The sequence below is a fragment of the Micromonospora haikouensis genome, assembly GCF_000876225.1.
Taxonomy (GTDB): Bacteria; Actinomycetota; Actinomycetes; order Mycobacteriales; family Micromonosporaceae; genus Micromonospora; species Micromonospora haikouensis.
In genome coordinates this window covers 159328-181823 of record NZ_JXSX01000001.1, presented here as the reverse complement: position 1 = coordinate 181823, position 22496 = coordinate 159328, and the positions used below count along the sequence as shown (strand labels likewise).

The 22496-nt window shown below is 73.6% G+C and carries 23 protein-coding genes and 1 tRNA gene; 11 read left to right on the top strand and 13 right to left on the bottom strand.

Annotated elements, in window-relative coordinates:
- Positions 1-40: 40 nt before the first annotated feature.
- Positions 41-775: a hypothetical protein gene (locus tag TK50_RS00765; protein ID WP_043960854.1), complete on the bottom strand. Its 735-nt coding sequence runs from the start codon at positions 773-775 to the stop codon at positions 41-43.
- Positions 776-859: 84 nt separating this feature from the next.
- Between TK50_RS00765 and TK50_RS00760 the strand changes: the two genes are divergently transcribed.
- Both TK50_RS00760 and TK50_RS00755 read left to right on the top strand, forming a co-directional pair.
- Complete coding sequence (locus TK50_RS00760) at positions 860-1390, top strand: peptidylprolyl isomerase (protein ID WP_043960853.1); 531 nt, start codon at positions 860-862, stop codon at positions 1388-1390.
- 64 nt (positions 1391-1454) lie between these two features.
- A complete protein-coding gene (locus TK50_RS00755; RefSeq protein WP_043960852.1) occupies positions 1455-2366 on the top strand; it encodes a rhomboid family intramembrane serine protease in 912 nt (303 codons plus the stop codon).
- A 513-nt stretch (positions 2367-2879) separates the two neighbouring features.
- Here the strand turns inward: TK50_RS00755 and TK50_RS00750 are convergent.
- Entirely contained in the window at positions 2880-3386 is a 507-nt protein-coding gene (locus tag TK50_RS00750; RefSeq protein WP_043960851.1) for a PH domain-containing protein, read from the bottom strand.
- Between the two features lie 145 nt (positions 3387-3531).
- On the opposite strand from TK50_RS00750, the gene TK50_RS00745 reads away from it, so the two are divergent.
- From TK50_RS00745 to TK50_RS00720, 6 genes are all read left to right on the top strand, one after another.
- Entirely contained in the window at positions 3532-4704 is a 1173-nt protein-coding gene (locus TK50_RS00745) for a thiolase family protein (protein ID WP_043960850.1), read from the top strand.
- 58 nt (positions 4705-4762) lie between these two features.
- Entirely contained in the window at positions 4763-5818 is a 1056-nt protein-coding gene (locus tag TK50_RS00740; protein WP_241773890.1) for a phosphotransferase, read from the top strand.
- Between the two features lie 81 nt (positions 5819-5899).
- On the top strand, positions 5900-6409 hold the full coding sequence (locus TK50_RS00735; protein WP_043960849.1) for a hypothetical protein: 510 nt from the start codon (positions 5900-5902) through the stop codon (positions 6407-6409).
- Between the two features lie 69 nt (positions 6410-6478).
- Positions 6479-7174, top strand: a complete 696-nt coding sequence (locus TK50_RS00730; RefSeq protein WP_043960848.1) for a response regulator transcription factor — start codon at positions 6479-6481, stop codon at positions 7172-7174.
- On the top strand, positions 7167-8645 hold the full coding sequence (locus TK50_RS00725) for a sensor histidine kinase (RefSeq protein ID WP_043960847.1): 1479 nt from the start codon (positions 7167-7169) through the stop codon (positions 8643-8645). Before TK50_RS00730 ends, TK50_RS00725 begins: the two co-directional genes overlap by 8 nt.
- Positions 8646-8703: 58 nt before the next feature.
- Complete coding sequence (locus TK50_RS00720; protein WP_043960846.1) at positions 8704-9321, top strand: hypothetical protein; 618 nt, start codon at positions 8704-8706, stop codon at positions 9319-9321.
- 31 nt (positions 9322-9352) lie between these two features.
- On the opposite strand, the gene TK50_RS00715 is transcribed toward TK50_RS00720, so the two are convergent.
- A complete protein-coding gene (locus TK50_RS00715; protein ID WP_043960845.1) occupies positions 9353-11605 on the bottom strand; it encodes a hypothetical protein in 2253 nt (750 codons plus the stop codon).
- Between the two features lie 124 nt (positions 11606-11729).
- On the opposite strand from TK50_RS00715, the gene TK50_RS00710 reads away from it, so the two are divergent.
- Entirely contained in the window at positions 11730-12437 is a 708-nt protein-coding gene (locus TK50_RS00710) for a glycosyltransferase family 2 protein (protein WP_043960844.1), read from the top strand.
- Between the two features lie 87 nt (positions 12438-12524).
- Positions 12525-13004 (top strand): redox-sensitive transcriptional activator SoxR, encoded by a 480-nt coding sequence (gene soxR, locus TK50_RS00705; protein ID WP_043960842.1) that lies wholly within the window; start codon positions 12525-12527, stop codon positions 13002-13004.
- On the opposite strand, the gene TK50_RS00700 is transcribed toward soxR, so the two are convergent.
- Positions 13001-13975 carry an NAD(P)H-quinone oxidoreductase gene (locus tag TK50_RS00700; protein ID WP_043960840.1) on the bottom strand — a complete coding sequence of 325 codons (975 nt, stop codon included), beginning with the start codon at positions 13973-13975 and terminating at the stop codon, positions 13001-13003. The two genes, soxR and TK50_RS00700, sit on opposite strands and share 4 nt — an antisense overlap.
- A 144-nt stretch (positions 13976-14119) precedes the next feature.
- Between TK50_RS00700 and TK50_RS00695 the strand changes: the two genes are divergently transcribed.
- Positions 14120-14206: transfer RNA gene (locus tag TK50_RS00695), tRNA-Ser, on the top strand.
- A 135-nt stretch (positions 14207-14341) separates the two neighbouring features.
- On the opposite strand, the gene TK50_RS35565 is transcribed toward TK50_RS00695, so the two are convergent.
- The 9 genes from TK50_RS35565 to TK50_RS00650 all read right to left on the bottom strand — a co-directional run bounded on the left by TK50_RS35565 (position 14342) and on the right by TK50_RS00650 (position 22428).
- Positions 14342-15058 carry a tyrosine-type recombinase/integrase gene (locus tag TK50_RS35565; RefSeq protein WP_338390899.1) on the bottom strand — a complete coding sequence of 239 codons (717 nt, stop codon included), beginning with the start codon at positions 15056-15058 and terminating at the stop codon, positions 14342-14344.
- Positions 15059-15714: 656 nt separating this feature from the next.
- Entirely contained in the window at positions 15715-15924 is a 210-nt protein-coding gene (locus TK50_RS00685; protein ID WP_043960838.1) for a helix-turn-helix transcriptional regulator, read from the bottom strand.
- A 465-nt stretch (positions 15925-16389) separates the two neighbouring features.
- The gene (locus TK50_RS00680; RefSeq protein ID WP_043960837.1) at positions 16390-17949 is read right to left on the bottom strand and encodes a hypothetical protein; all 1560 of its coding nucleotides are present in this window, start codon (positions 17947-17949) and stop codon (positions 16390-16392) included.
- Complete coding sequence (locus TK50_RS00675; protein ID WP_043960836.1) at positions 17946-18908, bottom strand: bifunctional DNA primase/polymerase; 963 nt, start codon at positions 18906-18908, stop codon at positions 17946-17948. The genes TK50_RS00680 and TK50_RS00675 overlap by 4 nt, the downstream gene beginning before the upstream one ends.
- Before the next feature lie 85 nt (positions 18909-18993).
- Complete coding sequence (locus TK50_RS00670; RefSeq protein ID WP_422119905.1) at positions 18994-19254, bottom strand: hypothetical protein; 261 nt, start codon at positions 19252-19254, stop codon at positions 18994-18996.
- A gap of 11 nt (positions 19255-19265) precedes the next feature.
- Positions 19266-19559, bottom strand: a complete 294-nt coding sequence (locus TK50_RS00665) for a DUF4326 domain-containing protein (protein ID WP_082106106.1) — start codon at positions 19557-19559, stop codon at positions 19266-19268.
- A complete protein-coding gene (locus tag TK50_RS00660) occupies positions 19556-19858 on the bottom strand; it encodes a hypothetical protein (RefSeq protein ID WP_043960833.1) in 303 nt (100 codons plus the stop codon). Before TK50_RS00660 ends, TK50_RS00665 begins: the two co-directional genes overlap by 4 nt.
- Positions 19855-20094, bottom strand: coding sequence for a hypothetical protein (locus TK50_RS00655; RefSeq protein WP_043960832.1), 240 nt, complete (start codon positions 20092-20094; stop codon positions 19855-19857). Before TK50_RS00655 ends, TK50_RS00660 begins: the two co-directional genes overlap by 4 nt.
- Before the next feature lie 147 nt (positions 20095-20241).
- Positions 20242-22428: a P-loop NTPase family protein gene (locus TK50_RS00650; protein ID WP_043960831.1), complete on the bottom strand. Its 2187-nt coding sequence runs from the start codon at positions 22426-22428 to the stop codon at positions 20242-20244.
- Between the last annotated feature and the right edge of the window lie 68 nt (positions 22429-22496).

Here is a 22496-nt window from a genome sequence, read left to right as displayed (position 1 = left end):
GACGGGGGTCGTCGCCGCGCCGCGGGCGGTGGCACGAGGGTCAGCGGCGGCCGCCGGAACCGGCCGTCTTCTCCTTGTTGAGTGCCTTGTCGAGGTTGTCGGCCGGGCGGCCGGAGACGTCGCGGGCGCCTTCGGCGACCGAGGGGACCTTGTCGGTCGGGTGGACCACCGGCTGGGCGGCGGGCCGGGGGGTGGAGGAGTTGGCCGAGGGGGTCTCCACGATCAGGGTGTCCACCTCGTCGCGGGCCGGCTCCAGGGTGCGGGCCGGGTCGTACTCGGACCATTCCTGCTGCTCGCGGCGGCGGCGCAGCGCCATGGCGCCGGCCAGGCCGGCGACCGTGCCGGCGGCCAGCAGGCCGACCATCGTGCCCCGCGAACGCTTCTGCTTCCGCTTCGCCTTCATGCTCTTCGCCTTGACCTTCCTGCTCACGGCGGCCTGCCGCGCGGCGGCGGCCTTCTTCCCCGCGACGGCCTTCCCGGCCGCCTCGGCCTGCGCGTTACGGACGGCCAGGGCGAGCGGCGCGAGGGCCGCGACCGTCGACGCGAGACCGCTGGACGCCCGGTCCCGCACCACGAGGGCGGTCGGCGCGACGGCTCCCCGGGCCGCCTGGACCCGCGGGCCGACCGTGGCGCCGGCACCCTTGGCGGCGTACGTCGCAGCCTGCCGCAGGTGGCCGATGCCCTGGTTCAGCTCGGCCCTCGCCAGCTGCCCCTGGGTCTTGCGCCGCACGATTCCAAACACGGTCCCACCTCCTGGGAGTTGTTCCTTCGTCATCCTCCACCTTCGGATGCCTCCGCACTGCCAGAACGGGCACATGGGAGGATCCGCATGGAACTGACCAACGACTGAGGAGTACCCGTGGCCGAGGCTGTCTACGCCACCTTGCACACCAACGCCGGCCCGATCCGGCTGGAGCTGTTCCCCAACCACGCGCCGAAGACGGTTCGCAACTTCGTGGACCTGGCCGAGGGCAACAAGGAGTACATCGACCCGCGTACGGGTCAGCCGGGCAGTGGGCCGTACTACGACGGCACGATCTCGCACCGGGTGATCAGCGGCTTCATGATCCAGATGGGTGACCCGACCGGCACCGGTCGCGGCGGCCCGGGCTACAAGTTCGGTGACGAGTTCCACCCCGAGCTGCGCTTCGACCGGCCGTACCTGCTGGCCATGGCGAACGCCGGGCCCGGCACCAACGGCTCGCAGTTCTTCATCACCGTCGGCCCGACCCCGCACCTGAACAACCGGCACACCATCTTCGGTCAGGTGGCCGACGAGGCGTCGGCGAAGGTCGTCGACTCGATCGCCAACACCCCCACCGGCCCGAGCGACCGCCCGCTCCAGGACGTCGTCATCGAGCGCGTCGAGATCGAGCGCGTCCCGGCCTGACCGGCTGCGCGAGGTACCTTTGCTCGCATGACCGAGCGCCCCGCCGCACCGGGAGGCAGCAGCCGTGAGTGAGTCCCCGCCGACCACCCCGGTCTGCTACCGGCACCCCGGCCGGGAGACGTACGTCCGCTGCACCCGCTGCGACCGGCCGATCTGCCCCGACTGCATGCGGGACGCCTCGGTCGGGCACCAGTGCCCGGAGTGCGTGGACGAGGGACGCCGCAGCGTGCGGCCGGCGCGCACCGCCTTCGGTGGCGGTGCCGTCGGCCGCCTCGGCTACGTCACCAAGGCACTCATCGCGCTCAACGTGCTGCTCATGCTCCTGTCCATCGCCTCCGACCGGGGCGGGGACGCGCTGGCCGGCGGCTCCGGGTTCGGTGGCCTGATGGGTGGCAGCACCCCGCTCACCGACTGGGGCTCGGTGCTCGGGCAGGCCCTCTTCCCCGACGGCAGCGTGCACGGCATCGCCCAGGGCGAGTGGTACCGCCTGGTCACCGCGATGTTCCTGCACTACGGCATCGTGCACCTGCTGCTGAACATGTGGGCACTGTGGGTGCTCGGGCGGTCCCTGGAGGCCAACCTCGGCCCGCTGCGTTTCCTCGCCCTCTATCTGATCGCCGGCCTCGGCGGGAACGTGGCGGCCTACCTGTTCAGCGCCGAGAACGCCACCACGGCCGGCGCGTCGACCGCGATCTTCGGCCTCTTCGCCGCGCTGATCGTGATCGAACGCCGGATGGGGCGGGACATCTCCTCGGTGCTGCCGGTCCTGGTGATCAACCTGGTCTTCACCCTGACCGTGCCGGGCATCTCCATCCCGGGTCACCTCGGCGGCCTGGTGACCGGCGGGGCCATGGCGCTGGTGCTGGCGTACGCGCCCCGGTCCCGGCGGACGCTGTTCCAGGTCGCCGGCGCGGCCGTCCTGCTGGTGGCGCTGCTCGCCCTGGCGGTCGTGCGCACCCTGACGCTGACCGGCTAGCCGGCCCGTTCAGCCCTGGTCGGCCCCGTTCAGCCCCGTCCGGCCCGGTCGGCCGGAGGCGGCGGGCCCTGGCCCGGGAACGCCGGCCGCCGCACAGGCTGTGCCCACTCTCCGTGCGTCACGGCGGGGCGGTCCCCGCCGGCCGGCCGATCTCACTCCGAGTGTTCTCCTGCCGGCCTGCCACCACGCCCGGCGCTCCCTTTGCTCTGCACCCAGATAAGCAGCATCAGCCTGAGCTGCGTTGACGCGGGATGGTCAAGGGCGGGGGCGGTGACGACCGGTTGCGCTATGTAGACCGTTGCGTATCCGGGTGCAGAGCAAAGGGCCGGAGCAGGTGGTTGGCCCCGCGCTGGCTCGTTGCTTTCCGTCACCGGGCCCGAGAATGATCGTGGTGCCTCCGAGTGGCGTCGGCGGAACGGCGAAGCGGCGGGACGGCGGGACGACAGGGCGGCAGGACGCGGAGCCGCCGCCGGGCCGTCGCCCGGACCGCGGCGGCGGCTCGGGCGCGACAAGCTAGGGGCGGTCCAGCCCGCCCGGCCCGCCCGCGCCGCCGGGGCCGCCCGGCTCACCCATCCCGGTCGACCGGGCGCGGGCGGCGCGCAGCGCGTCGGCCACCTCACCGGGCGGGGCGTCCAGGTCGTAGCGGCCGAACAGGTGCAGCGACTCGCCCGCGTCGATCTCCAGGATCTCCGTGGACAGGCCCAGCCGGGGCCGCCGGTCCACGGTGATCGCCTCGACGGCGCCCCAGTCGAGGCGACGCCGGCCCGCGAAGCCCCGGACCACCGTGATCCCCGCCGGATCGACCGCGAGCCGCACCGGGGCCAGCAGGTCCCGCAGCGCCCAGCCGACCAGTCCGGCGGCCAGCACCCCGGCGAGCACCAGCCGCACCCGGTCGCCGTCGGCGAACACCAGCCCGAGCCCGACCAGCGCCGCCGCGCCGACCAGCTTCAGCACCGGCAGGGTGGGTGGGACCCGCCACTGCCGGACCGACGGTGCTGCGGGGGTCAATGCCGACTCCATCCCACCAGGATGCCAGCCGGGCCCACCCGTGACAGGGGCCCGCCCCGACCGCCCGCGACCGCCCCGACCGGCCCGGCCGGCGTGGGGGGACGGCCGGGCGGCGGAAGACGTACTATCGGGGCAGCCAGGTTAGCGGGGAGTAAACATGAGTGACGCGGTCATCGTCGGTGCGGTACGCACCCCGGTCGGGCGGCGCGAGGGCAGCCTCGCCGCCGTACACCCGGTCGACCTCTCGGCCCACGTGCTGCGGGCCCTCGCCGAGCGCACCGGGATCGATCCCGCGCAGGTCGACGACGTCGTCTGGGGCTGCGTGTCCCAGGTCGGCGAGCAGTCGTGGAACGTCGCCCGCAACGCCGTCCTCGCCGCCGGCTGGCCCGAGTCGGTGCCCGGCACCACGCTGGACCGGCAGTGCGGCTCCAGCCAGCAGGCCCTGCACTTCGCCGCCGCCACCGTCCTGTCCGGGCAGGCCGACCTGGTCGTCGCGGGCGGCGTCGAGTCGATGACCCGGGTGCCGATGGGCTCCAGCGTCGCCGGCGGCACGCCGTTCAGCGCCCAGGTCCGCGACCGCTACCGGGGCGTCCAGGGCTTCGCCGGGGACGAGCCGCTGCCGTTCAACCAGGGCGTCGGTGCCGAGCTGATCGCCGCCCGCTGGCACTTCTCCCGGGCGCAGCTCGACGAGTTCGCCCTCGCCAGCCACGTCAAGGCCGCCGCCGCGCAGGACGCCGGCGCGTTCGACCCGGAGCTGGCCCCGGTGGCGCTGGCCGACGGCGGCAAGTTCGCCGCCGACGAGGGCATCCGCCGGGACACCTCGCTGGCGAGGTTGGGCGGGCTGAAGACCCCCTTCCGCGCCGACGGCGTGGTCACCGCCGGCTCCGCGTCCCAGATCTCCGACGGCGCCGCTGCGCTCGCCGTCACCACCTCCGAGTGGGCCAGCCGCCACGGCCTGCGCCCGCTGGCCCGGGTGCACACCGCCGTGGTCGCCGCCGACGACCCGGTCACCATGCTCACCGCGCCCATCCCGGCCACCGCGAAGGCCCTGCGCCGTGCGGGGCTGGGCATCGAGGAGATCGGGGTGTACGAGGTGAACGAGGCGTTCGCCCCGGTGCCGCTGGCCTGGCTGGCCGAGACGGAGGCGGACCCGGAGCGGCTGAACCCGCGCGGCGGCGCGATCGCCCTGGGGCACCCGCTCGGCGCGTCCGGGGCCCGGATCATGACCACGATGCTCCAGCACATGCGCGACAACGGCATCCGCTACGGCCTGCAGACCATGTGTGAGGGCGGCGGCATGGCCAACGCCACCATCGTCGAGCTGCTCTGAGCGGGCGGGCGGGGAAAACCCCTCGCCGGCCGGCACGGCGCTGCCTACCCTGCCCACCGTGACCAACGCACCGACGCCCCCCGCCGACGCGCTGACCCCGCCTGCCGACGCCCCGCCGCCGTCCACCGACGCGCCGACGCCGTCCACCGACTGGGCCGACCCGCGCTGGCAGGCCCGCGCCCACGACTGGGTCGCCGGGCGGCTCGACCGGGTCGGCCGTCGGGTCACCGGGCCGGTGGAACCCCGCCTCCGGCCCTGGTCACTGGTGTGGCGGGTGCCCACCGACGCCGGCCCGTACTGGTTCAAGGCCAACAACGCCGGCACCCGCTTCGAGGCCGGGCTGCTCGGCGCGCTGGCCCGGATCGCCCCCGGCCGGGTGCCCGACCCGGTGGCGGTCGACGCCGACCTGGGGTGGTCGCTGCTGCCCGACGGCGGCGAGACCCTGCGCGACGCGCTCGCCCGGCACCGCGACCCGGCCGTCTGGGAACGCGTCCTCCCCCGGTACGCGGCGTTCCAGCGCGCCGTCGCGCCCCGGGTCGGCGAGTTGCTGGCCCTCGGGGTGCCGGACCACCGCCCCGAGGCGCTGCCCGCCCTCCTCGCGGGGCTGCTCGACGACCCCGACGCCCTACTCCTCGGCGTGCAGGGCGGCCTCACCCCCGAGACGTCGGCGCGGCTGCGGGCGTTCCTTCCCGAGTACGCCGACCGCTGCCGCCGGCTCGCCGCGTTCGGGGTGCCCGCCAGCGTGCAGCACGACGACCTGCACGACGGCAACGTGTTCGCCGCCGACCACCGCTTCTTCGACTGGGGGGACGCCTCCGTCGCCCATCCGTTCGGCACGCTGCTGGTGACCCTGAACTCCGTGGCGCACTCCTTCGAGCTGCCCGACGGCGACCCGGTGCTGCTGCGGCTGCGAGACGCGTACCTCGAACCGTGGACCGACCGGCACGACCGGGCCGACCTGCGGGAGGCGGCCGCCGTGGCGGTCACGGTGACCAAGGTCAGCCGGGCGCTGTCCTGGCGGCGCGCGCTGAGCACCCCGGACCCGGCCCGCGCCGAGTACGCCGAGGCGGTCCCCGGCTGGCTCGCCGAGCTGTTCGAACCCGACCGCCTCTGACAGCCGTCCACCGCGCACGTGGAAGTTCCGTAGATTGGCGGTTGCCCATATCAGGCGCGGGGCGGGCTCGTTGGTCACGTCATGGACGTCTTCTCCCGCACGTTCCTTCCGGCCGCCGCCGAGACCGGGCTGGCGGTGCAGGCCGTCAGCCGGCACGTGCCGGTCTTCCGCCGTTGCGTCGGCGCCGGCGACGCCAGCGTCCTGGTCGCCCGGTGCGGCCGACCCGACCGGGCGGCCGGCGAATACCTGCTGCTGCTCACCCACCGCCGGCTCGTGGTCACCCGGCAGACCCGGGTGCTGCACCGGCTCCGCCTGCACCTCAACGCCGAGCTGGGCGAGCTGAGCGACGTCACCTGGAGCGCCGACCCGCGTCAGCCGGCGGTCGAGCTGGCCGCCACGGCCATCGACGGCGTGCGGGAACGCTTCGTCATCCGCGTCCAGCACCCGAGGCAGGTGTGGCAGCTCGACGCGCTGCTGCACCACGCGTTCAGCACCCGGCTGCGCAGCTCGCGGGAGCGGGTGGTGGCCGCCATCGGCGACGCGCCGACCGCTGCCCGGGGTGCCGCGTTCCGGCCCGTCGTGGTGCACTGATCGGGTCCTTACCTGATCCGAACATGTCCTGACGCCCTCGGTCGGGCGGTGGTCGGCAATCATGGTCCGGTGACCGTCGACGCACCGCAGCGCGGGCTGGTCCTCGTCGTCGAGGACGAGCCGGCGATCGCCGAGCTGGTCCGGCTCTACCTGACGCGGGACGGTTTCGGCGTCCATCTGGAACGCGACGGCGCGGCGGGGCTGTCCGCCGCCCGCCGGCTGCGCCCGGTCGCCTGTGTCCTGGACATCGCCCTGCCCGGGCTCGCCGGCACCGAGATCTGCCGGCGGCTGCGCGAGGCCGGCGACTGGACGCCGGTGCTCTTCCTCACCGCGCGCGACGACGAGGTGGACCGGATCATCGGTCTGGAGCTGGGCGCGGACGACTACGTGACGAAGCCGTTCAGCCCGCGCGAGCTGGTGGCGCGGGTCCGCGCGGTGCTGCGCCGCACGGCGGGCGTGCCGGAGGGCGTGGAGCGGCCCCGGACGGTCGGCCCGGTCACCCTCGACCCGACCCGCCGCACGGTGACCGTGTCCGGCGAGCCGGTGCAGCTCACGTCGACCGAGTTCGACCTGCTCGCGCACCTGATGGCCCGCCCCGGCCGGGTCTTCACCCGCGAGGAGTTGCTGGCCGGCGTCTGGGGGTACGCGGCCCACTCCGGCACCCGCACCGTCGACGTGCACGTGGCGCAGGTCCGGGCCAAGCTGGGCGGGGCGGCCGGGGTGATCCGCACGCACCGGGGCGTCGGGTACGCCGCCGATGGCTGACCGACCGGCGACGCCGGGGGAGTCCGTGCCGGCCCAGCCCACCGTCGCGCTGCCGGTGATCGGCCCGCGGCCGGCCGGCCCGCGACGGCGTCGCCCCGGGCGTACGCTCACGGCCCGCGCGGTGCTCGTCACCTGCGCGGTCGCCCTCGTCTCGGTGCTGGTCACCGCGCTCGTCGCGGTCCCGCTGGCGGTGCGCGGGCAGGAGCGACGCGACCAGGAGGCGCTCGCGGCGCAGGCGCGGCTCGCCGCCGACGTGCTGCGCGTGCGGGCCCCGAGGCAGCGGGACGCGGCGGGCGAACGGTTGATCCGCCAGCTCCAGGAGCAGGACATCGACGTGTACGTGATCCGCGCCGGCACGGTCGACCGTGCCGGCCTGCCCCGGCAGGTCGTCAATCGGGTCGCCGCCGGCAACACCGTCTCCGGCCGGCGGCTGGTCTCCGGCGAGCGCGCCCTCGTCGAGGGGCGACCGCTGGCCGGCGGGGACGGCGTGGTGCTGACCCGGCCCGCCACCCCCGGCCTGTGGGGGCGGGTCGTCCGGGGCCTCTGGCTGCCGCTGCTCGCCGGGCTGGCCGCCGGCCTGGCGGCCGGGATGCTGCTGGCCCGCCGGCTGGCCCGCCCGATCCGCGTCGCCGCGACCGCCGCCGCCCGGCTCAGCGCCGGTGACCGGGCCGTCCGGGTGCCGGTCGAGCCGCCCGACGAGGTCGCCGAGCTGGCGCTGGCCCTGAACGGGCTCGCCGCCGCGCTGGCCACCAGCGAGGACCGGCAGCGGGAGTTCCTGCTCTCCGTCTCCCACGAGCTGCGCACCCCGCTCACCGCCATCCGCGGGTACGCCGAGGCGCTGGCCGACGGGGTGATCGACGCGGACGACACGCCGCGCACCGGGCGCACCATGCTGGCCGAGGCCGAGCACCTGGACCGGCTGGTCCGCGACCTGCTCGCGTTGGCCCGGCTGGAGGCCGCCGACTTCCCCCTCGAACCGGTGCCGGTCGACCTGGCCCGGTTGGCCGCCGACGCGGAGCACACGTGGGCCGACCGCTGCGCGGCGGTGGGGGTGACGTTCCGCATGGAGATCCCCGACGGCGTGGTGCCCGCGTACACCGATCCGGGGCGCATCCGGCAGGTGGTCGACGGGCTGCTGGAGAACGCGCTGCGGGTCGTACCCCCGGGTGCGCCGGTGGTGCTCGCGGCCCGGCCCGCCGGAGCCGACCCGGCGGCCGGCGGGATCCTGGAGGTGCGCGACGGCGGCCCCGGCTTCACCGACGACGACCTGGCGGTGGCGTTCGACCGGGGTGCGCTGCACGCGCGCTACCGGGGGGTACGCAAGGTCGGCAGCGGCCTCGGGCTGGCGCTCGCCGCCGGGCTGGTCCGCCGGCTGGGCGGGGAGATCGCCGCCGGTCACGCCGCCGAGGGCGGCGCGGCGTTCACCGTGCGGCTGCCGGCCGACCCTTACCTGACCCGAACATCGCGCTGACGCCCCCTGAGCACCGGGGCGGGACGCTGGGACCCTCACCGACGAGAGGGATACCACAATGGCACGTCACGGATTCGCGGTCGCCGCCACCTCGCTGCTCGCGGCGGTCGCCCTGGGCGTCACCGGCTGCGGGCCGGCGCAGGTGGCGCAGGACGCCTCCAAGGAGGTCGCGGTCGACGTGTCCGCCGCGCTGGGCGCGGAGGGACAGGCGCTCACCGCGCTGGGCTTCGACCCGGGCGACCTCGACCTGGTGGCCGCCCCGGCCCCGGCCGGTTCGGACCCGACACAGTCGGGCTCACCCACGCCGGCCAGCGGCGAGCCCAGCGCGAAGGAGCGGCGGGGCGAGCGGGCGCAGGAGTGGCGCAAGCGCCGGCAGGCGCGGGTGCTGCTGCGGAAGAAGAACACCCTGCACGGCGAGGTCGTGGTGGGCACGAAGGACGGTGGCAAGAGGACCGTCGCCGTGCAGCGCGGCGAGGTCACCGCGATCGACGGGGACTCGATGACCGTGAAGTCCACCGACGGGTTCACGATGACGTGGACCTTCGGCGACGACCTGCGGGTGGTCGAGCGGCGCAAGACGATCCAGCCGGAGGCGGTGCGGGTCGGCGCGACGGTCGGCGTGGCCGGCGCGAAGGACGGCGACGCCGCCAAGGCCCGGCTCGTCCTGCTCAAGTGAGCAAGCAGGACCCTGCCAACAACCCGCCACGTCAGCGGGGCGGCGGCAGGGCGTACCCGACGTAGCCCCGCCAGGTCAGCGTCCAGCCGGCGGGCACCAGGTCGGCGCAGACCTTCCGGGTGCCCGTGCAGACGATCGCGTCCGTCGAGGCGGGGTCGGCCGGCGGCCGGTCCGGCAGCACCGACTGGAGCGCCACCAGCTCGGGCGGCCGGCCGTCGGCGTCGCGCAGCAGGAGCCACCACGGGTACTCCCAGTTGTCGTTCTGCTGCACCAGCCCGATCCGCCGCGCACCGCTGGCCCGGACCGCGTCGGCCGCCGCCCGGAACTCGTCGGCCCACTGCGGCCGGCGCAGGAAGCGGGTGTCCCACTCCGAGGTGGTGAAGACGGAGCCGGCCCCGACCAGCCGGCGTGGGAAGCCGTACGACAGGGCGAGCACGCCGGCCAGCGCGGACCCGGCCAGCATCGCGACCGCCAGTCCGACCGCCACCGACCGGCGGCCCGAGGCGGAAGGAGCGCCGCCGGAGACCCCGGCCCCGGGCCTCGGGGCGAGCCGGCGGCGCAAGAGCGAGTCCAGCCAGAGCCCAGCGAGCGGGGCCGCCAGGACCAGGGCGTACAGCAGCAGCCGGTTCCCCCACGGCTGCCACTTGATCATCGCGGTGTGCAGCGCGACGGCCGTCACCACCACGATCGCGTACCCGCGCAGGGCACCGGCCGCCGTCGGGCTGACCCGGGCCGGCCGGGCCAGCGCCAGCGCCGCGCCGACCAGCGCCAGCGCGCCGGCCAGCGGGAACGCCACCCGGTCCTCGTCGGGATACCAGGACGGCACCGGGAAGGTCTCCCGGCCGAAGGTGATGGCCCGGTCCTGCGGGTCCACGCCGATCGCCCGCGCCCCGGCCATGATCGCCTCGGCGGTGCCCGCCCGCACCGGCGCGAGCGGCGTGTCCAGCGCGGTGTGCCCGATCCGCAGGGCGTTGACCAGGACCGACGGCGGGTCGTGCCGTTCCATCGGGATGGACTCGCGCAGCCGCGGCGGCCCCAACGGGTGCCCGAACTCCGCCTGCACGCGGGCCAGGAACGGGCCGACCACCAGCAGGGCCACCAGCACCACCAGCACGGAGCCGGCCACCGTCCGGACCACGCCGCCCGCGCGGGAACCCGGCGGCTCCGGCGCGCCGCCCGTCCCCGGCCGGGCGACGTCGTCCGCTGCGGGCGGGGCCACCGGGTCGGCCCCGCCGGTCGGCAGTCCGACGCGACCCGCGCCGACCAGGGCTGGCAGGGCCGGTCCGTCGACCCTGGCCCCGGCCCGCCGGTCGCGGTCCGCGCCCCGCACGATCCCGCCGAGGTACGCCAGCCGGAGCTGGCCGATCCCCCAGAGCAGCAGCAGCGGGCCGACGCCGATCAGGCCACTGGTCTTCGTCACCGCGGTCAGTCCCGTCGCCGCGCCGAGCAGCAGCAGCGTGCCGACCCCGGCCCGGCGGCGCAGCCCGTCCAGGGCGAGGGTCGCCACGCAGGCCACCCAGGCGGCGCAGACCAGGTCGGTCTGGGTGCTGGTCGCCTGCAGCGCCACCATGGGCGTGGTGCCCAGCACGAACGCGGTGAGGAGCTGGGCCCGCCGTCCCCCGCCGAGCTGCGCCGCGATCCGGGCGACGGCCAGCAGGCAGCCCACCCCGGCGGCCCACTGGACCAGGTTGTGCAGCGCGTCGCCGCCGGTGAACAGGCGCAGGTGCAGCAGCAGGTACTCCGCACCGGGCGGGATCGTCACCTGCCGGTGGATCGCGGTGGGCCAGAACTCCAGGCTGCCCTGGGCCACCCAGTGCTCCACCTTCGGCAGGTGGTACGTCTGCGAGTCGAAGTTGTTCGGCTCGGCGAGCAGCGCGATCAGCAGCTCCACCAGGACGAGCCCGCCGACCGTGCCGGCGAGCAGGCGCTCGCCCCGCCCGGCCGTACGCCATCGGTCGGTCAGCCGGGCCCGGACGGCGGCCAGGTCCCGGGCGGCGCCGGACCCGGTCGGTGCGGCGGTGCGGCGGCGTCGCCAGCCCGCCGCCGTCACGGTGGCGGCGACGAAGATCAGCCACGCGACCGCGAACGCGGGCAGGGTCAGCAGGCGCAACGCGCCGAGCAGTTCCACGGTCAGCACCGCGAACGCGCCGGTGACCACCGCGGCCCGGACCACGGCGAGGCGCAGCGGGGCGACGGTGTCCGGCCGGGCGGGGCGCAGCGCCACGGCGAGGGACAGGACGGCGACGAGCGGGGCCGCCACGAGCAGGGAGCCGGCTGCCGACATGGCGCGAAGTAAACACCATCCGGCTGAACGCGCCGAGCCCGACGCCCGGCGGTGCTGCACCCCGCCGCCCTGAGCTGCCAAGCTAGGCTAAGCCCGACGTGTCGCCGTTAGCGTGGAGATTCCCGTGAAGCTCTCGATCCTCATGCCGGTCTACAACGAGGAAGAACGCATCGCGGATGCCCTCAAGCAGGCACTGGCGGTCGACTATCCGTGCGAGATCGAGCTGGTCGTGGTCGACGACGGCAGCCGCGACGGCACCGGGGAGGTCCTCGGCCGCGCCGACGACGCGCGGCTGCGGGTGATCACCCACCAGCGCAACGCCGGCAAGGGCGCGGCCATCAAGACGGCGGTCGACAACGCCGAGGGCGAATACATGGTCATCCTCGACGCCGACCTGGAGTACGACCCGCAGGACATCCCCAAGCTGCTCGACCCGGTGCTCGACGGCCGTGCCACGGTGGTCTACGGCAATCGCACCTTCGGCAGCCACAGCGCCTACAGCTTCTGGTACGTGATGGGCAACAAGGGCGTCACCATGGCGGCCAACGTGCTGTTCAACTCGTACATCGGCGACCTGGAGACCTGCTTCAAGCTGATGCCGGTGGCGCTCTACCGTTCCCTCGACATCCGCTCGCGGGGCTTCGGCATGGAGGCGGAGGTGACCGGCAAGCTGTTGCGCCGGCGCATCCGCCCGTACGAGGTGCCGATCAGCTACCGCGCGCGCGGCCGCGAGGAGGGCAAGAAGATCACCTGGAAGGACGGCGTCGAGGCGATTTGGATCCTCGGCCGGGAGCGCACCCGCCGCCGCCCCGCGGGCGCCTCGCAGCACTGATTCCGACGGCTCCGCCGTGCTGGCGGTCATGCGGGCCGTGCCGATAGCCTGGTCGAGTTGAAGTCCACTTCAATTCAAGGCGACGTGATGCAGGAATCCCTGACCATCGGCCAGCTCGCCGCGCGCAGCGGGGTCGCACCCTCGGCGCTGCGCTACTACGAGCGCCTCGGCCTCATCCGGGCCGACCGCACCGGCGGCAACCAGCGCCGCTACGCCCGCACCGAGCTGCGCCGGGTCGCGTTCATCCGCGTTTCCCAGCAGGTCGGCGTCTCACTGGAGGAGATCCGCGAGGCGCTGGACTCCCTGCCCGCCTCCCGCACGCCCACAGCGGCCGACTGGGCCGAGCTCTCCGCCGCCTGGCGGGCCCGGCTCAGCGAGAAGATCCGCCTGATGACCAAACTCCGCGACGACCTCGACGGCTGCATCGGCTGCGGCTGCCTGTCGTTGCAGCGCTGCGTCCTCTACAACCCCGAGGACAAGCTGTCCGGCGAGGGCCCCGGCGCCCGGCTCATACTTCCCCGCCCCGAGCCCGCCGCCTCCGCCTGCGGCGACTGCGCCCCCGCCTAGACGGTCAGCAGCACCTTCCCCACGTGGGCGTTGGACTCGACCAGGCGGTGCGCCTCGGCGGCCTCGGCCATCGGCAGCCGCCGGTCGACGACCGGCCGGACCGCGCCGGCGGCGACCAGCGGCCACACCTGCTCGCGTACGCCCGCCACGATCTCCGCCTTCTCCGCCAGCGGCCGGGAGCGCAGCGCGGTGGCCGCCACCGACGCCCGCTTGGCCAGCAGCGCCCCCAGGTCCAGCTCCGCCTTCCGGCCGCCCTGCATCCCGATCACCACCAGCCGGCCGCCGGTGGCCAGCGCCGCCACGTTCCGGGCCAGGTAGGACGCGCCCATGATGTCGAGGATCACGTCCGCGCCCCGGCCGTCGGTGACCCGGCGGACCTCCTCGACGAAGTCCTGCTCCCGGTAGTCGATCGCGTGCGTCGCGCCCAGCCCGCGCAGCCGCTCGTGCTTGGCCGGACGGGCGGTCACCACCACCGTCGCACCGAGCGCCGCGCCGAGCTGCACGGCGAAGGTGCCGATCCCGCTGCCCCCGCCGTGCACCAGCAGTGTCTCGCCCCGCGCCAGCCCGGCGAGCCGCACGACGTTCGACCAGACCGTGCACGCCACCTCGGGCAGCGCCGCCGCGTCGACCAGGTCGACGCCGTCCGGCACCGCCAGCAACTGCCCGGCGGGCACGGCCACCCGCTCGGCGTACCCGCCGCCGGCCAGCAGCGCGCAGACCTCCCGGCCCACCTCCCACCCGGCCACGTCGGCACCGATCGCGCTGACCACCCCCGAGCATTCCAACCCGGGGTACGCGGGCGCGCCCGGCGGGGGAGGGTAGTGCCCCTGCCGTTGCAGCAGGTCGGCCCGGTTGACCGCGCTGGCCCGCACGTCGACGATCACCTCGCCGGGGCCGGGCTCGGGGTCGGGCACCTCCGCCCAGACGAGTGCGTCGGGTCCACCGGGCTCCGGGATCGTGATCGCGCGCATGGCCCAGTCATACCCGATCCGGCGCGCCCTCCACGTCCGGGCTGTCCCGGTCCGTCGACGCCCGGTGCCGGTGGGACGGTGATTCGCGGGTTGGCCGGCTTCTGGCAGACTAGGCAACGGTCGTGCCCTGCGGGGCACGCGCCGGGAGGGTTCGCCTAGTGGCCGATGGCGCTGGTCTTGAAAACCGGTAAGGCAGCGATGTCTTCGTGGGTTCGAATCCCACACCCTCCGCTCTCTGGACAGCAGAAACGGCCCCTGACCAGCGCGGACGCCAGCCAGAGGCCGTTTCGTCATTCGTGAGAAAGTCTCACTTCGTCCCGCCGGGGGCCGTCGCGTCTCGCTGGTCGTGTCGTATTCGTGTCGGCGTTACCCGGCTTCCTCGGTGCCCAACGCTCCCTCGATCCGCTTCCGGGCCGCTTCGTCCTGGCCGTCGATGCACGAGGCGTAGACCTTCAGCAGGACGTGCACGCTGTGCCCGGCCCACTGCGCGACCTGGGTAGCGGGCACCCCGGCGTTGAGCCAGAGCGACACGGCGGCGTGCCGCAGGTCGTACGGCCGGTGCGCCAGCGGTGACCGCTGCTGCGCGGGCGTCAACGCTGCCTCTCTGGCCTGCCTCCAGGCGCGCAGGTAGGTGCTCTTCGACACCGGGGCCACCCTGGCACCGGCGGCGTTGAACATCCGGCCGTTGGCGTTGCGGCAGTGCTCCCGTAGGTGGTGCCGCAGGATGCGTACCAACTCGGGGCAGGCCGGTACGTCGCGGGTCGCCTTCTTCGCCCGGTGCTTGAGTTCCCGGTCCTCCAGCGACGTGCCGCCGTCGCTCCAGTCCTCGCCCACCTGCTGAGTCGACCCGCTGAGGTGGAGCCATCCCCAACCGGTCTCGGGTAGCTCGCACTCGTCGGCGCGCAGGTGGATCACCTCGGAGGGGCGGAGCGCGGCGAAGTACATGCAGGCGAAGAAGCCTTCCAAGTGTGGGTCGCGGTTGCGCACCGCCGAGAGCAGGGAGCGGGCTTGTTCGGGATTCACGACCACCTTCCGGTCAACCTGGTCGGTGTTCTTCGGTGCTCGCCACTGGATGAAGTCCATCGGGTGAGCGTCGAGATAGCGGAGTTCTACGGCGTACTTCAAGGCGCTGTAGAGCACGGCCCGTTTCCTCGCGACGGTGTTCGCGGCGGCGGGGCCGCCGTCGATCCGGACCGTGAGCGCGTCGAGCGCCTTTCGGGTGGTGGCGGGGTTCGCCACGTCCGACAGCGGGAGCGTGTTCGCGGCGAGCCAGCAAACGACCGGCGCGATCTGCTCCGGCGGCAAGCCGTTGTCACGGTCGCGCTGCAACTTGTTGAAGGTCCAGGTGTAGAGGGCGTGCCGGATCTCGGCGTCATCCGGTGCGCCGCGCGACGTGCCGAGCAGGGCGAGCGTGGCCGTGGTGAGCGCGTCGGCGATGCTCTTGCGCTGCGTTGCGGCAGCACGCGGCCATTTCATGTCCACGAACGCGACAGCCAGGTCATACCAGTTCCGGGCGTTCAGTTCCCGGGCCATCGGTTCCGGCAGCCCGCTCTTCTCGTCGAAAGCCGTTCCCTCCCGCTGGGCAACGACCAGCTTCGACCGGAAGCTCTCGGCGAGCGCCGCGGTGGCGTAGGTCTTCCGGAACGACTTGCCGGCGACCCTCCATCGAACGGAGTAGGACTTCTTCTTGCTGGCGAGGGTGTTGGTCAGGATCGCGTGAATGCGCACGTCGTAGCTGCTCAAGCGGCCTCCTCGTGATCGTTGAGCCAGTGGTCCAGGTCGCGGCGGCGGACGTAGAGGCTGCCGTTGGGGTACTTGATGGTTCGGGGCGCGCGGCCGGTGGCCTTCCACTTGAAGAAGGTCGACCGGGGTACGCGGAGTTCGTCCAGGACTTCGGCGAGGGTGAGCAGGTTGCCGGTGGGGGTGGTGTGCTTCGGCCTGGCGGTCACGGGCGACTGTCCTTCCTCGGGGCGTCGTCGGCGGGGTGCGTCTGGTCAGGCGGCGAGAATTAGGGAGCATTGCCGCAGAACGGCGCAGAAAGGGCGACTGAGAGCCGCAGAGAGCCAAGATTCAGGGCGTGCCGGTGTTCGGCATAGGGTCCGACCGTCTGTGTGGCTCTCAGCGGGCCGGTGTGGTCGGGAGCGAGGGCGTTCGTGGGTGGTCTGTGCGTGGGAGGGCTGAACCATCTCCGCATCTCCGCATCTCCGCAAACATGGCTGTGAGCTGGGCGAATGCTTGCGGAGATGCGGAGTTCCGCTGAGGGGTCATCTCCGCAAAGGGGGTGTGATCTCCGCAGCGGCTTGCGGAGATGCGGAGATCGATGCTCTTCTAGGTTCTGATCTCCGCAGAGTGTTTCCGCTGGTAGGGCGGGGTTGGTGCGGCGTTGCGGAGATGCGGAGATGGTTCAGCGGGTTTCATCCCTGGTGGTGTTCGACCCAGAACACCGACCGGTCGCCCCGGTCGTTCTTGCCGGCCCGGACGACGTGTTCACCGCGCCACCGCCCGGCCTGCCCGGTGAGGAGTCGGCCGAGTTGGAGCGGGTTGGGTAGGCGGCCGTTGTGGGTGGTGATGAACTGGCCGTCCCACGGGTCATGGGTGTCGCTGCCGATCTGCATGGGTTCGGCGTCGCGTCGTAGGTCGGCGGCGGTCATCGGCCGGTTGCTGTGGCGGTCGTGCCAGCAGGTGAGGAACGCGCGCCAGCGCGTTTCGTCTTCGTCGATCTCGCGGACGTCGGCGGCGTTGGTGAGGAATCCGTCGATGCCGTGGTGGGCGAGGAACCCGCCGAGGGCTTGCGCCCAGGGGGTGAACTGCCGCATCGACAGCCCGGACACCCTCGGCGCTCCCTGCCGCGTCCAGTCGAGGACCAGCACGAGCAGGTGCCACAGGACGGTGAGTTGGTTGGTCGGGTCGGTGATCCACTGGTCGAGGTGAGGGATGCCGAACCCGGCTTGGTCGCGCAGTTCGGGGCGGGGCATGTCCGGGTCGAGGTGAACGCGCACGGTGCGGCTGGCCATGTCTCCGCCGACTTGGAGGTTGTTGCCGGTGGCCATCCACAGCCGGTCGTTGACGGTGGCCACGTTGCGCGACGCGCCCAACTGCCGGTCGGACCACACGCCGGAGGTGACGAGTTGGGCGAGCACCGGGGAGTCGATGACGGTGCCCTCGGCGAGGTTGTCCCAGATGACCACACCGACCTGCTCGGCCAACACTGCGGTGATGGACTTGCGTAGCTCTTCGTCGGAGTAGGCCCAGGTCATGACGCGCTGCCCGTAGAGCATCCCGGGACCAGCGGTGAGGATGGTCTTGCCGGATGACGGCATGGTCGCGTCGATCAACGCGAACGGCGTCAGGCTGCGGGTGAAGTGCCGCAGGATCGGCGTGGCGAGCAAGGCCACGTAGTTGGCCCGGTCGGCGGCGGATGCCCAGGGGAAGTCTCGCAGGAACCGGCCGAGCAGGAACGTGCGCGCGTCGCGTACCTGCTCCGGGGTGGGCTGGTCGGGCACGGGCGGGAGGGCGACTTTCGCGGCGAGGTAGAGGCCGGTTTGCGGATCGTAGCCGGGTTGCTGCAACAGGGTGCCGTCGCGGCGCAGCACGGGTGCGCCGATGATCCCGCGCAGCGGCGGCACGCCGGGCCAGGTCTTGCCGGCGAGCACGGATGACAGGATGTCGCGGGGCGGGGTCACCTCGTCTTCGTAGGGTTCCGGGTTGCCCTTGTCGTCCTTGCGGGTTTTGAGCTTGTAGACGTAGGCGTGTTCGGCGAGGAGTCCGGCCAGGCCGGCGGGGTTGAGGGTGCTCGCGCTGATCGGCAGCGGGGAGTCTTCGTCGGCAGCGGTGGGCAGACCACCGGACACCGCTTCCATGTGCACGAGGGAGCCGGCGGAGACGTAGGTGTCGGGCAACAGCCCGTCAACGAGGGCGGCTTTGAGCACGCGGATGGTTTCGGGGCCGGAACCGATCTGCAAGCGGGTACTCATGCGGCCCTCCGATCGGTGGCGAGGGTGCGCGGGTTGCGGGCACCCACACGGAGGCCGGATGCGATGGTCCGGGCGATCTCCCCGCGCCGTAGCCCGATAGACAGGGCGGCGGGTTCCAGGACGGCGGTCACGTCGTCGTCGGTGAGCGCGCCCCCGGCGGCGAGCTGCCCGAGCGCGACCGCGGAGGTGAACAGGGCGTGATTGCGCTGCCCTTCACCGGCGCCGGTGAGGTGGTCGACCTGGCGGCGGATCGCGGCGGCCAGGTAGCGGCCGTGCCGGTCGGCCGGCAACGCCACCGCAGCGGGCCGGTGCGCCGGCCGCGCGGCGGGGGCGAGTAGGGCGGTGAGCCAGTCGGGCAGCGGCGCGGGGTCGACGTCGAGGGCGACGGTGTAGGGGCGACCGGCGACGGTGCTGCCGGCGGCGACGACGTAGCCGCCGTGGGCGCGGGTGTCGACCAGCCATCCGAGCGCCCCGGCGGTGTTTCGCAGCGTCGGCCCGGTGGAGGGGTGGCGGTAGTAGAGGTGGCTTCCGCCTCGCCCGGTGGTCACCGTGTACGTGGTTTCGATGCGGTGGCCGTGCTGGTGGCAGACGGTGGCGAAGACGTCCACGCCGTTGCCGCACAGGTCATGGTCGGCCGGTGGGATCTGACCCGGCTTGGGCACGTCCAGGTCGACCACCACCAACCCCGACGGCCCGCACGCGATGCCGATGCCGTAGGGGCGGGTCGACCACGCGCGGCGGATGCGGCTCGGGTCGGTCGTGGCGCGTTCCTCCCACCCGACGTGCCGGCCCGCCGTCTTGCAGCGGGGGTCGGTGAGGTCGCACCGGTCGGCGGTGCAGCGAGACGGGAACGCGGGCCGCTTCGCACTGTCGTCGGCGGTGCGGGTGTCGGGGCGTAGCGGGAAGACGTGCCAGCCACGTTCGGCGTAGGCGAGCGCGGCGGCGAGCAGGTCGGGCATGACGGTCCTTCCTGGCGCAGGCGGGCGGTGGCCAGCGCCGCGCGGACGCTGGCCACCAGGGCAGTGAGCGCGCGAAGCGCGCCGATCAGGTCTTGGGGCAGCCGGCGTGCTGTCGGCGGTGGGCGCGGGCTGCGTCGAGGTCGACCAACGCGCCGCCCCGGTCGGTCGGCGTCGGGGCGGGTCGGCGGCCGGCGGCGGGGGCGGTGGTGAGGGCCAGGCGCAGGAACACCCGCCACCGGCCGGCGTCGGCCCCGACGAGCGGGTGCCGGTCGCCGAGCTGGACGACGTAGGCGACGGCGGTCAGCGCGTCGGTGGCGGCGTCGAGTTCGGCTGGGGTGCCGATCAACCACGTTTCCATCAGCGGGTTTCGGGCGGGTTGGCGATGGTGAGCAGCACGTCGGCGTGGCAGGGCTGGTCGGGCGGGCACCAGCAGGCCAGGTCGCGGCCGGCGAGGTCGCGGCGGGCGGCGGCGATGAGGTCGGGGCGGGTGGCGATCCACTGTCGGTACTGCTCGGCGGCGGCGGCGCGGCCGGCGGCGGTGGGTGTGGTGGCCGGGTAGGGGTTGCCGTAGCGGGTGGGGCGGCCGACGTAGACGGCCCCGGCGGGCATCCGCCAACCAGGGGTGCGGCGGCGCTGGATTCGACGGGTCATCGGGGTGCCTTCCTGGGGCGGGGGTGGCCGGCGACGGCAGCCCGGGTGACGGTGTCGGCCAGGTCGCCGAGCAGTCCGGCCAACTGCCGGCGGGCGGCGATCTCGCCGGGGGCCAGGGCGACCCTGACGCGCACCTCGGCGTGCTCTCGTCCGGTGGTGGTGCGCACCCGCACGAGGACGGCGCGACCGCGCCCGGCGAGTTCGACCACGATTTCTTCGGAGCGGTGTTCGCCGAGGTTGCAGCGGTGGTCGCGTCCGCACCATCCGGTGTGACCGTCGCGGCGGGGGCGGGCGGTCACTGCTGGCCGTCGCGGTACTCGGTGCGGATGTGGTCGAGGAGTCGGCGGCCGGTGCGGACGCGGATGCCGGTGCCGTCGCAGCGGGGGCAGTCGCGGCGGGTGCCGATGGTGGTGCGGTGGGAACGGGCACCGTGGCAGCGTCGGCAGCGTCCCCACGGGGACACCGCACACACGGCCAGGTATGACGCTGCGTAGACGAGGATGGCGAGGCTAGCGAGCGGCAGGATGGGGGTCACGAAATGCCTCCACAGGCCGGATCGGGGGCGTAGAGGGCCGTCGCCGCTAGTTGTTAGGGCGCTGGCCAGGTTTGGGGTCGGCTGCTAGCGGGGGTGCTAGGTCTAGCGGGGGGTGCCGCTAGACCTAGCACCCGACGGCTGTCCGGGTTAGGCGGCTTTGTCGCCCCGCCGCTTGTTACGTTCCGCGACCGCGTCGGCGATGTGCTGCCGGTCGATGCCGCGCCTGTTCGCGCCCTTGCCGGTGGTCGGGTCGGTGCCCCACACCTGCCCGGTGGTGATCCCGTACGGCTTCAACGCCGCCGTCAGTTGGTCGCGGGTCAGGTCGCCGTACGCATCGCCGTTCAGGTCGGCGAGGCGTTCGGTGAGCGTCTCGGCCCACACCTTCGGCTCGGTCGCGGGGACGACGGTGAGGATGTCGTCGAGCAGGGTGTCTCGCCGCGCGGCCGGGGTGGTCGGGGCTTGCCCGGCCGCGTGACCCGTGAGGGTCCCGGCGGCTTCGCGTAGGGCGCGTGCCCGGTCGGTGATCTTCTCGGCGGTGGGCCCGTCGATGTAGAAGGTGCGGACGATCTGGGCGTCGTCGGCCGCGCCGACGAGGTAGCCGACGCCCTTGTCCTTCTTGGCGAACATGGTCGCCCGGATGCCGTTCTTGTACGCCGACGTCCCGAGGATCATGTCGTTCTCAATCTGCCCCATCACGCGCAGGCAGAACCGGGTACCCGCATTCGCCGACACGCCGGTCGGCAGGCTCTTGGCGTCCGGGCGTTGGGTGGCCACGACGAGGATGACGCCCAGGGCGCGACCCAGCTTGATGACCTTCTCGGCCAGCTCGCCGGCTTCCTTGCCGAACTCCGGGTGCGAGAACAGTTCCTGCACCTCGTCCAGGGCGACCACGAGCCAGTGCAGACCGAGCTTCTTGCGGCGGGCGAGGTCGGGGGTGACCTTGTTGTCCGGGCACACCTGCTTGGGGAGTCCCTTGATGACGGCGGCGCGGCGCTGGCATTCCTTGCGCAGCTCCCGCAACGCGATCAGGCCCTGCTCGGCGGTGTCGTCGTCCTGCCCCGACGCATACCGCGCCGACACCTTCTCCAACGGATCCAGACCGCCGGTGCCCTTGAAGTCGAAGCACCACAGTTCGGCGTACGGGTCGAGGGCGGCGGCGAGCAGCGGCACCTGGGTGGCGGCGGTCTTGCCGTAGCCGGGAATCGACCCGATCAGCACGTTCGTGTACGGCAGCTCGAAGGAGATGATCCGCCCGCGCGGGTCGGTACCGAACGGCACCGGCCGCCCCAGATCGAAACCGCCCGTGGTCTTGAGTAGCGGCCACGGCTTCGGCGGCGTCGCGGCCATGTCCTGATCCCCGACCCACAGCAGCAACCGCCCCGGGTGCACCTCCGGCTGCCCTTCGGGCCAGACGCAGCCGAGGGGGCGGGTGAGGCCGGCGGCGAGCCGGTCCCGCCGCTCGATCACGTCCCCAGCGGTGACGCCGGGCGGGAGGTCGATGTCGGCCCGCCAGCCGGGGCCGTCGCGGGTGATCGGCGCGGTGAACGCGATCGCGCGCTGTCCTTGCTTGGCGATGGCCTGGGTGATGCCGGCGATGCCGAGCACGGCCAGGGCGCGCACGACCACGTCGGAGGTGAGGCGGGCCACGCGGGGGATGACCACGGCGGTGTCGAGCAGCGGCTTGTCGGCCGGCTGCCCCACCATCCCGCACAGGGTGACGAGCAGGGCGGGTATCGCCCACTGCGCCCATCCCGGGGCCAGGGCCACGGCCACACCACCGGCCAGGGACAGCGACAGGGTGAAGGTGGCGACGATGCCCCGCCACCGCACCCGCCGGTCACGCTGCTTCGACAGCTTCAGGTACAGCTCACCGTCGCGGGTCTGCGACGTCGACTGCCGCAGGTGCTCGCCTTCCCAGTCGAACACCCACCGCACCCCACCCGACACCAGGCGGGCGGCGCCGACCGGGGCGCGCAGGGCGAGCTTGCCGGCGTACTTCGGCACCCGCAGCACGTGGTAGGTGGAGGTGTGCAGCAGGTGCCCTACCGCCCAGCGCATCACGTCGACCAGCTCGGCACGCGAGCGCAGCCAGGCGGGCAGGATCGGGCGACGCTGCCCAGCCCGCGCACCCGACAGGGTGAACCGCGGGGACCGCTGCGCGTCGGCGGAGTCGACCAACAGCGGCCCGCCGTCACCGTCGCTGTCGGTGGGGTCGGGGGTGGTGCGGGCGGCGCGGGCGGCGTCGAGGTCGACCACCTCGGCATCCGGGCCGGCGGTCACGTCGGCTTCGGCGGCCTGCCAGTCGAATCGGTTGTCATCGTGGGGGGACGTCATGATGGGTGTTCCTCCGTGGTCGGCTGACGATTCGGGGAGGGCCGGCGGCACAGCACTGGTTCCTAGGC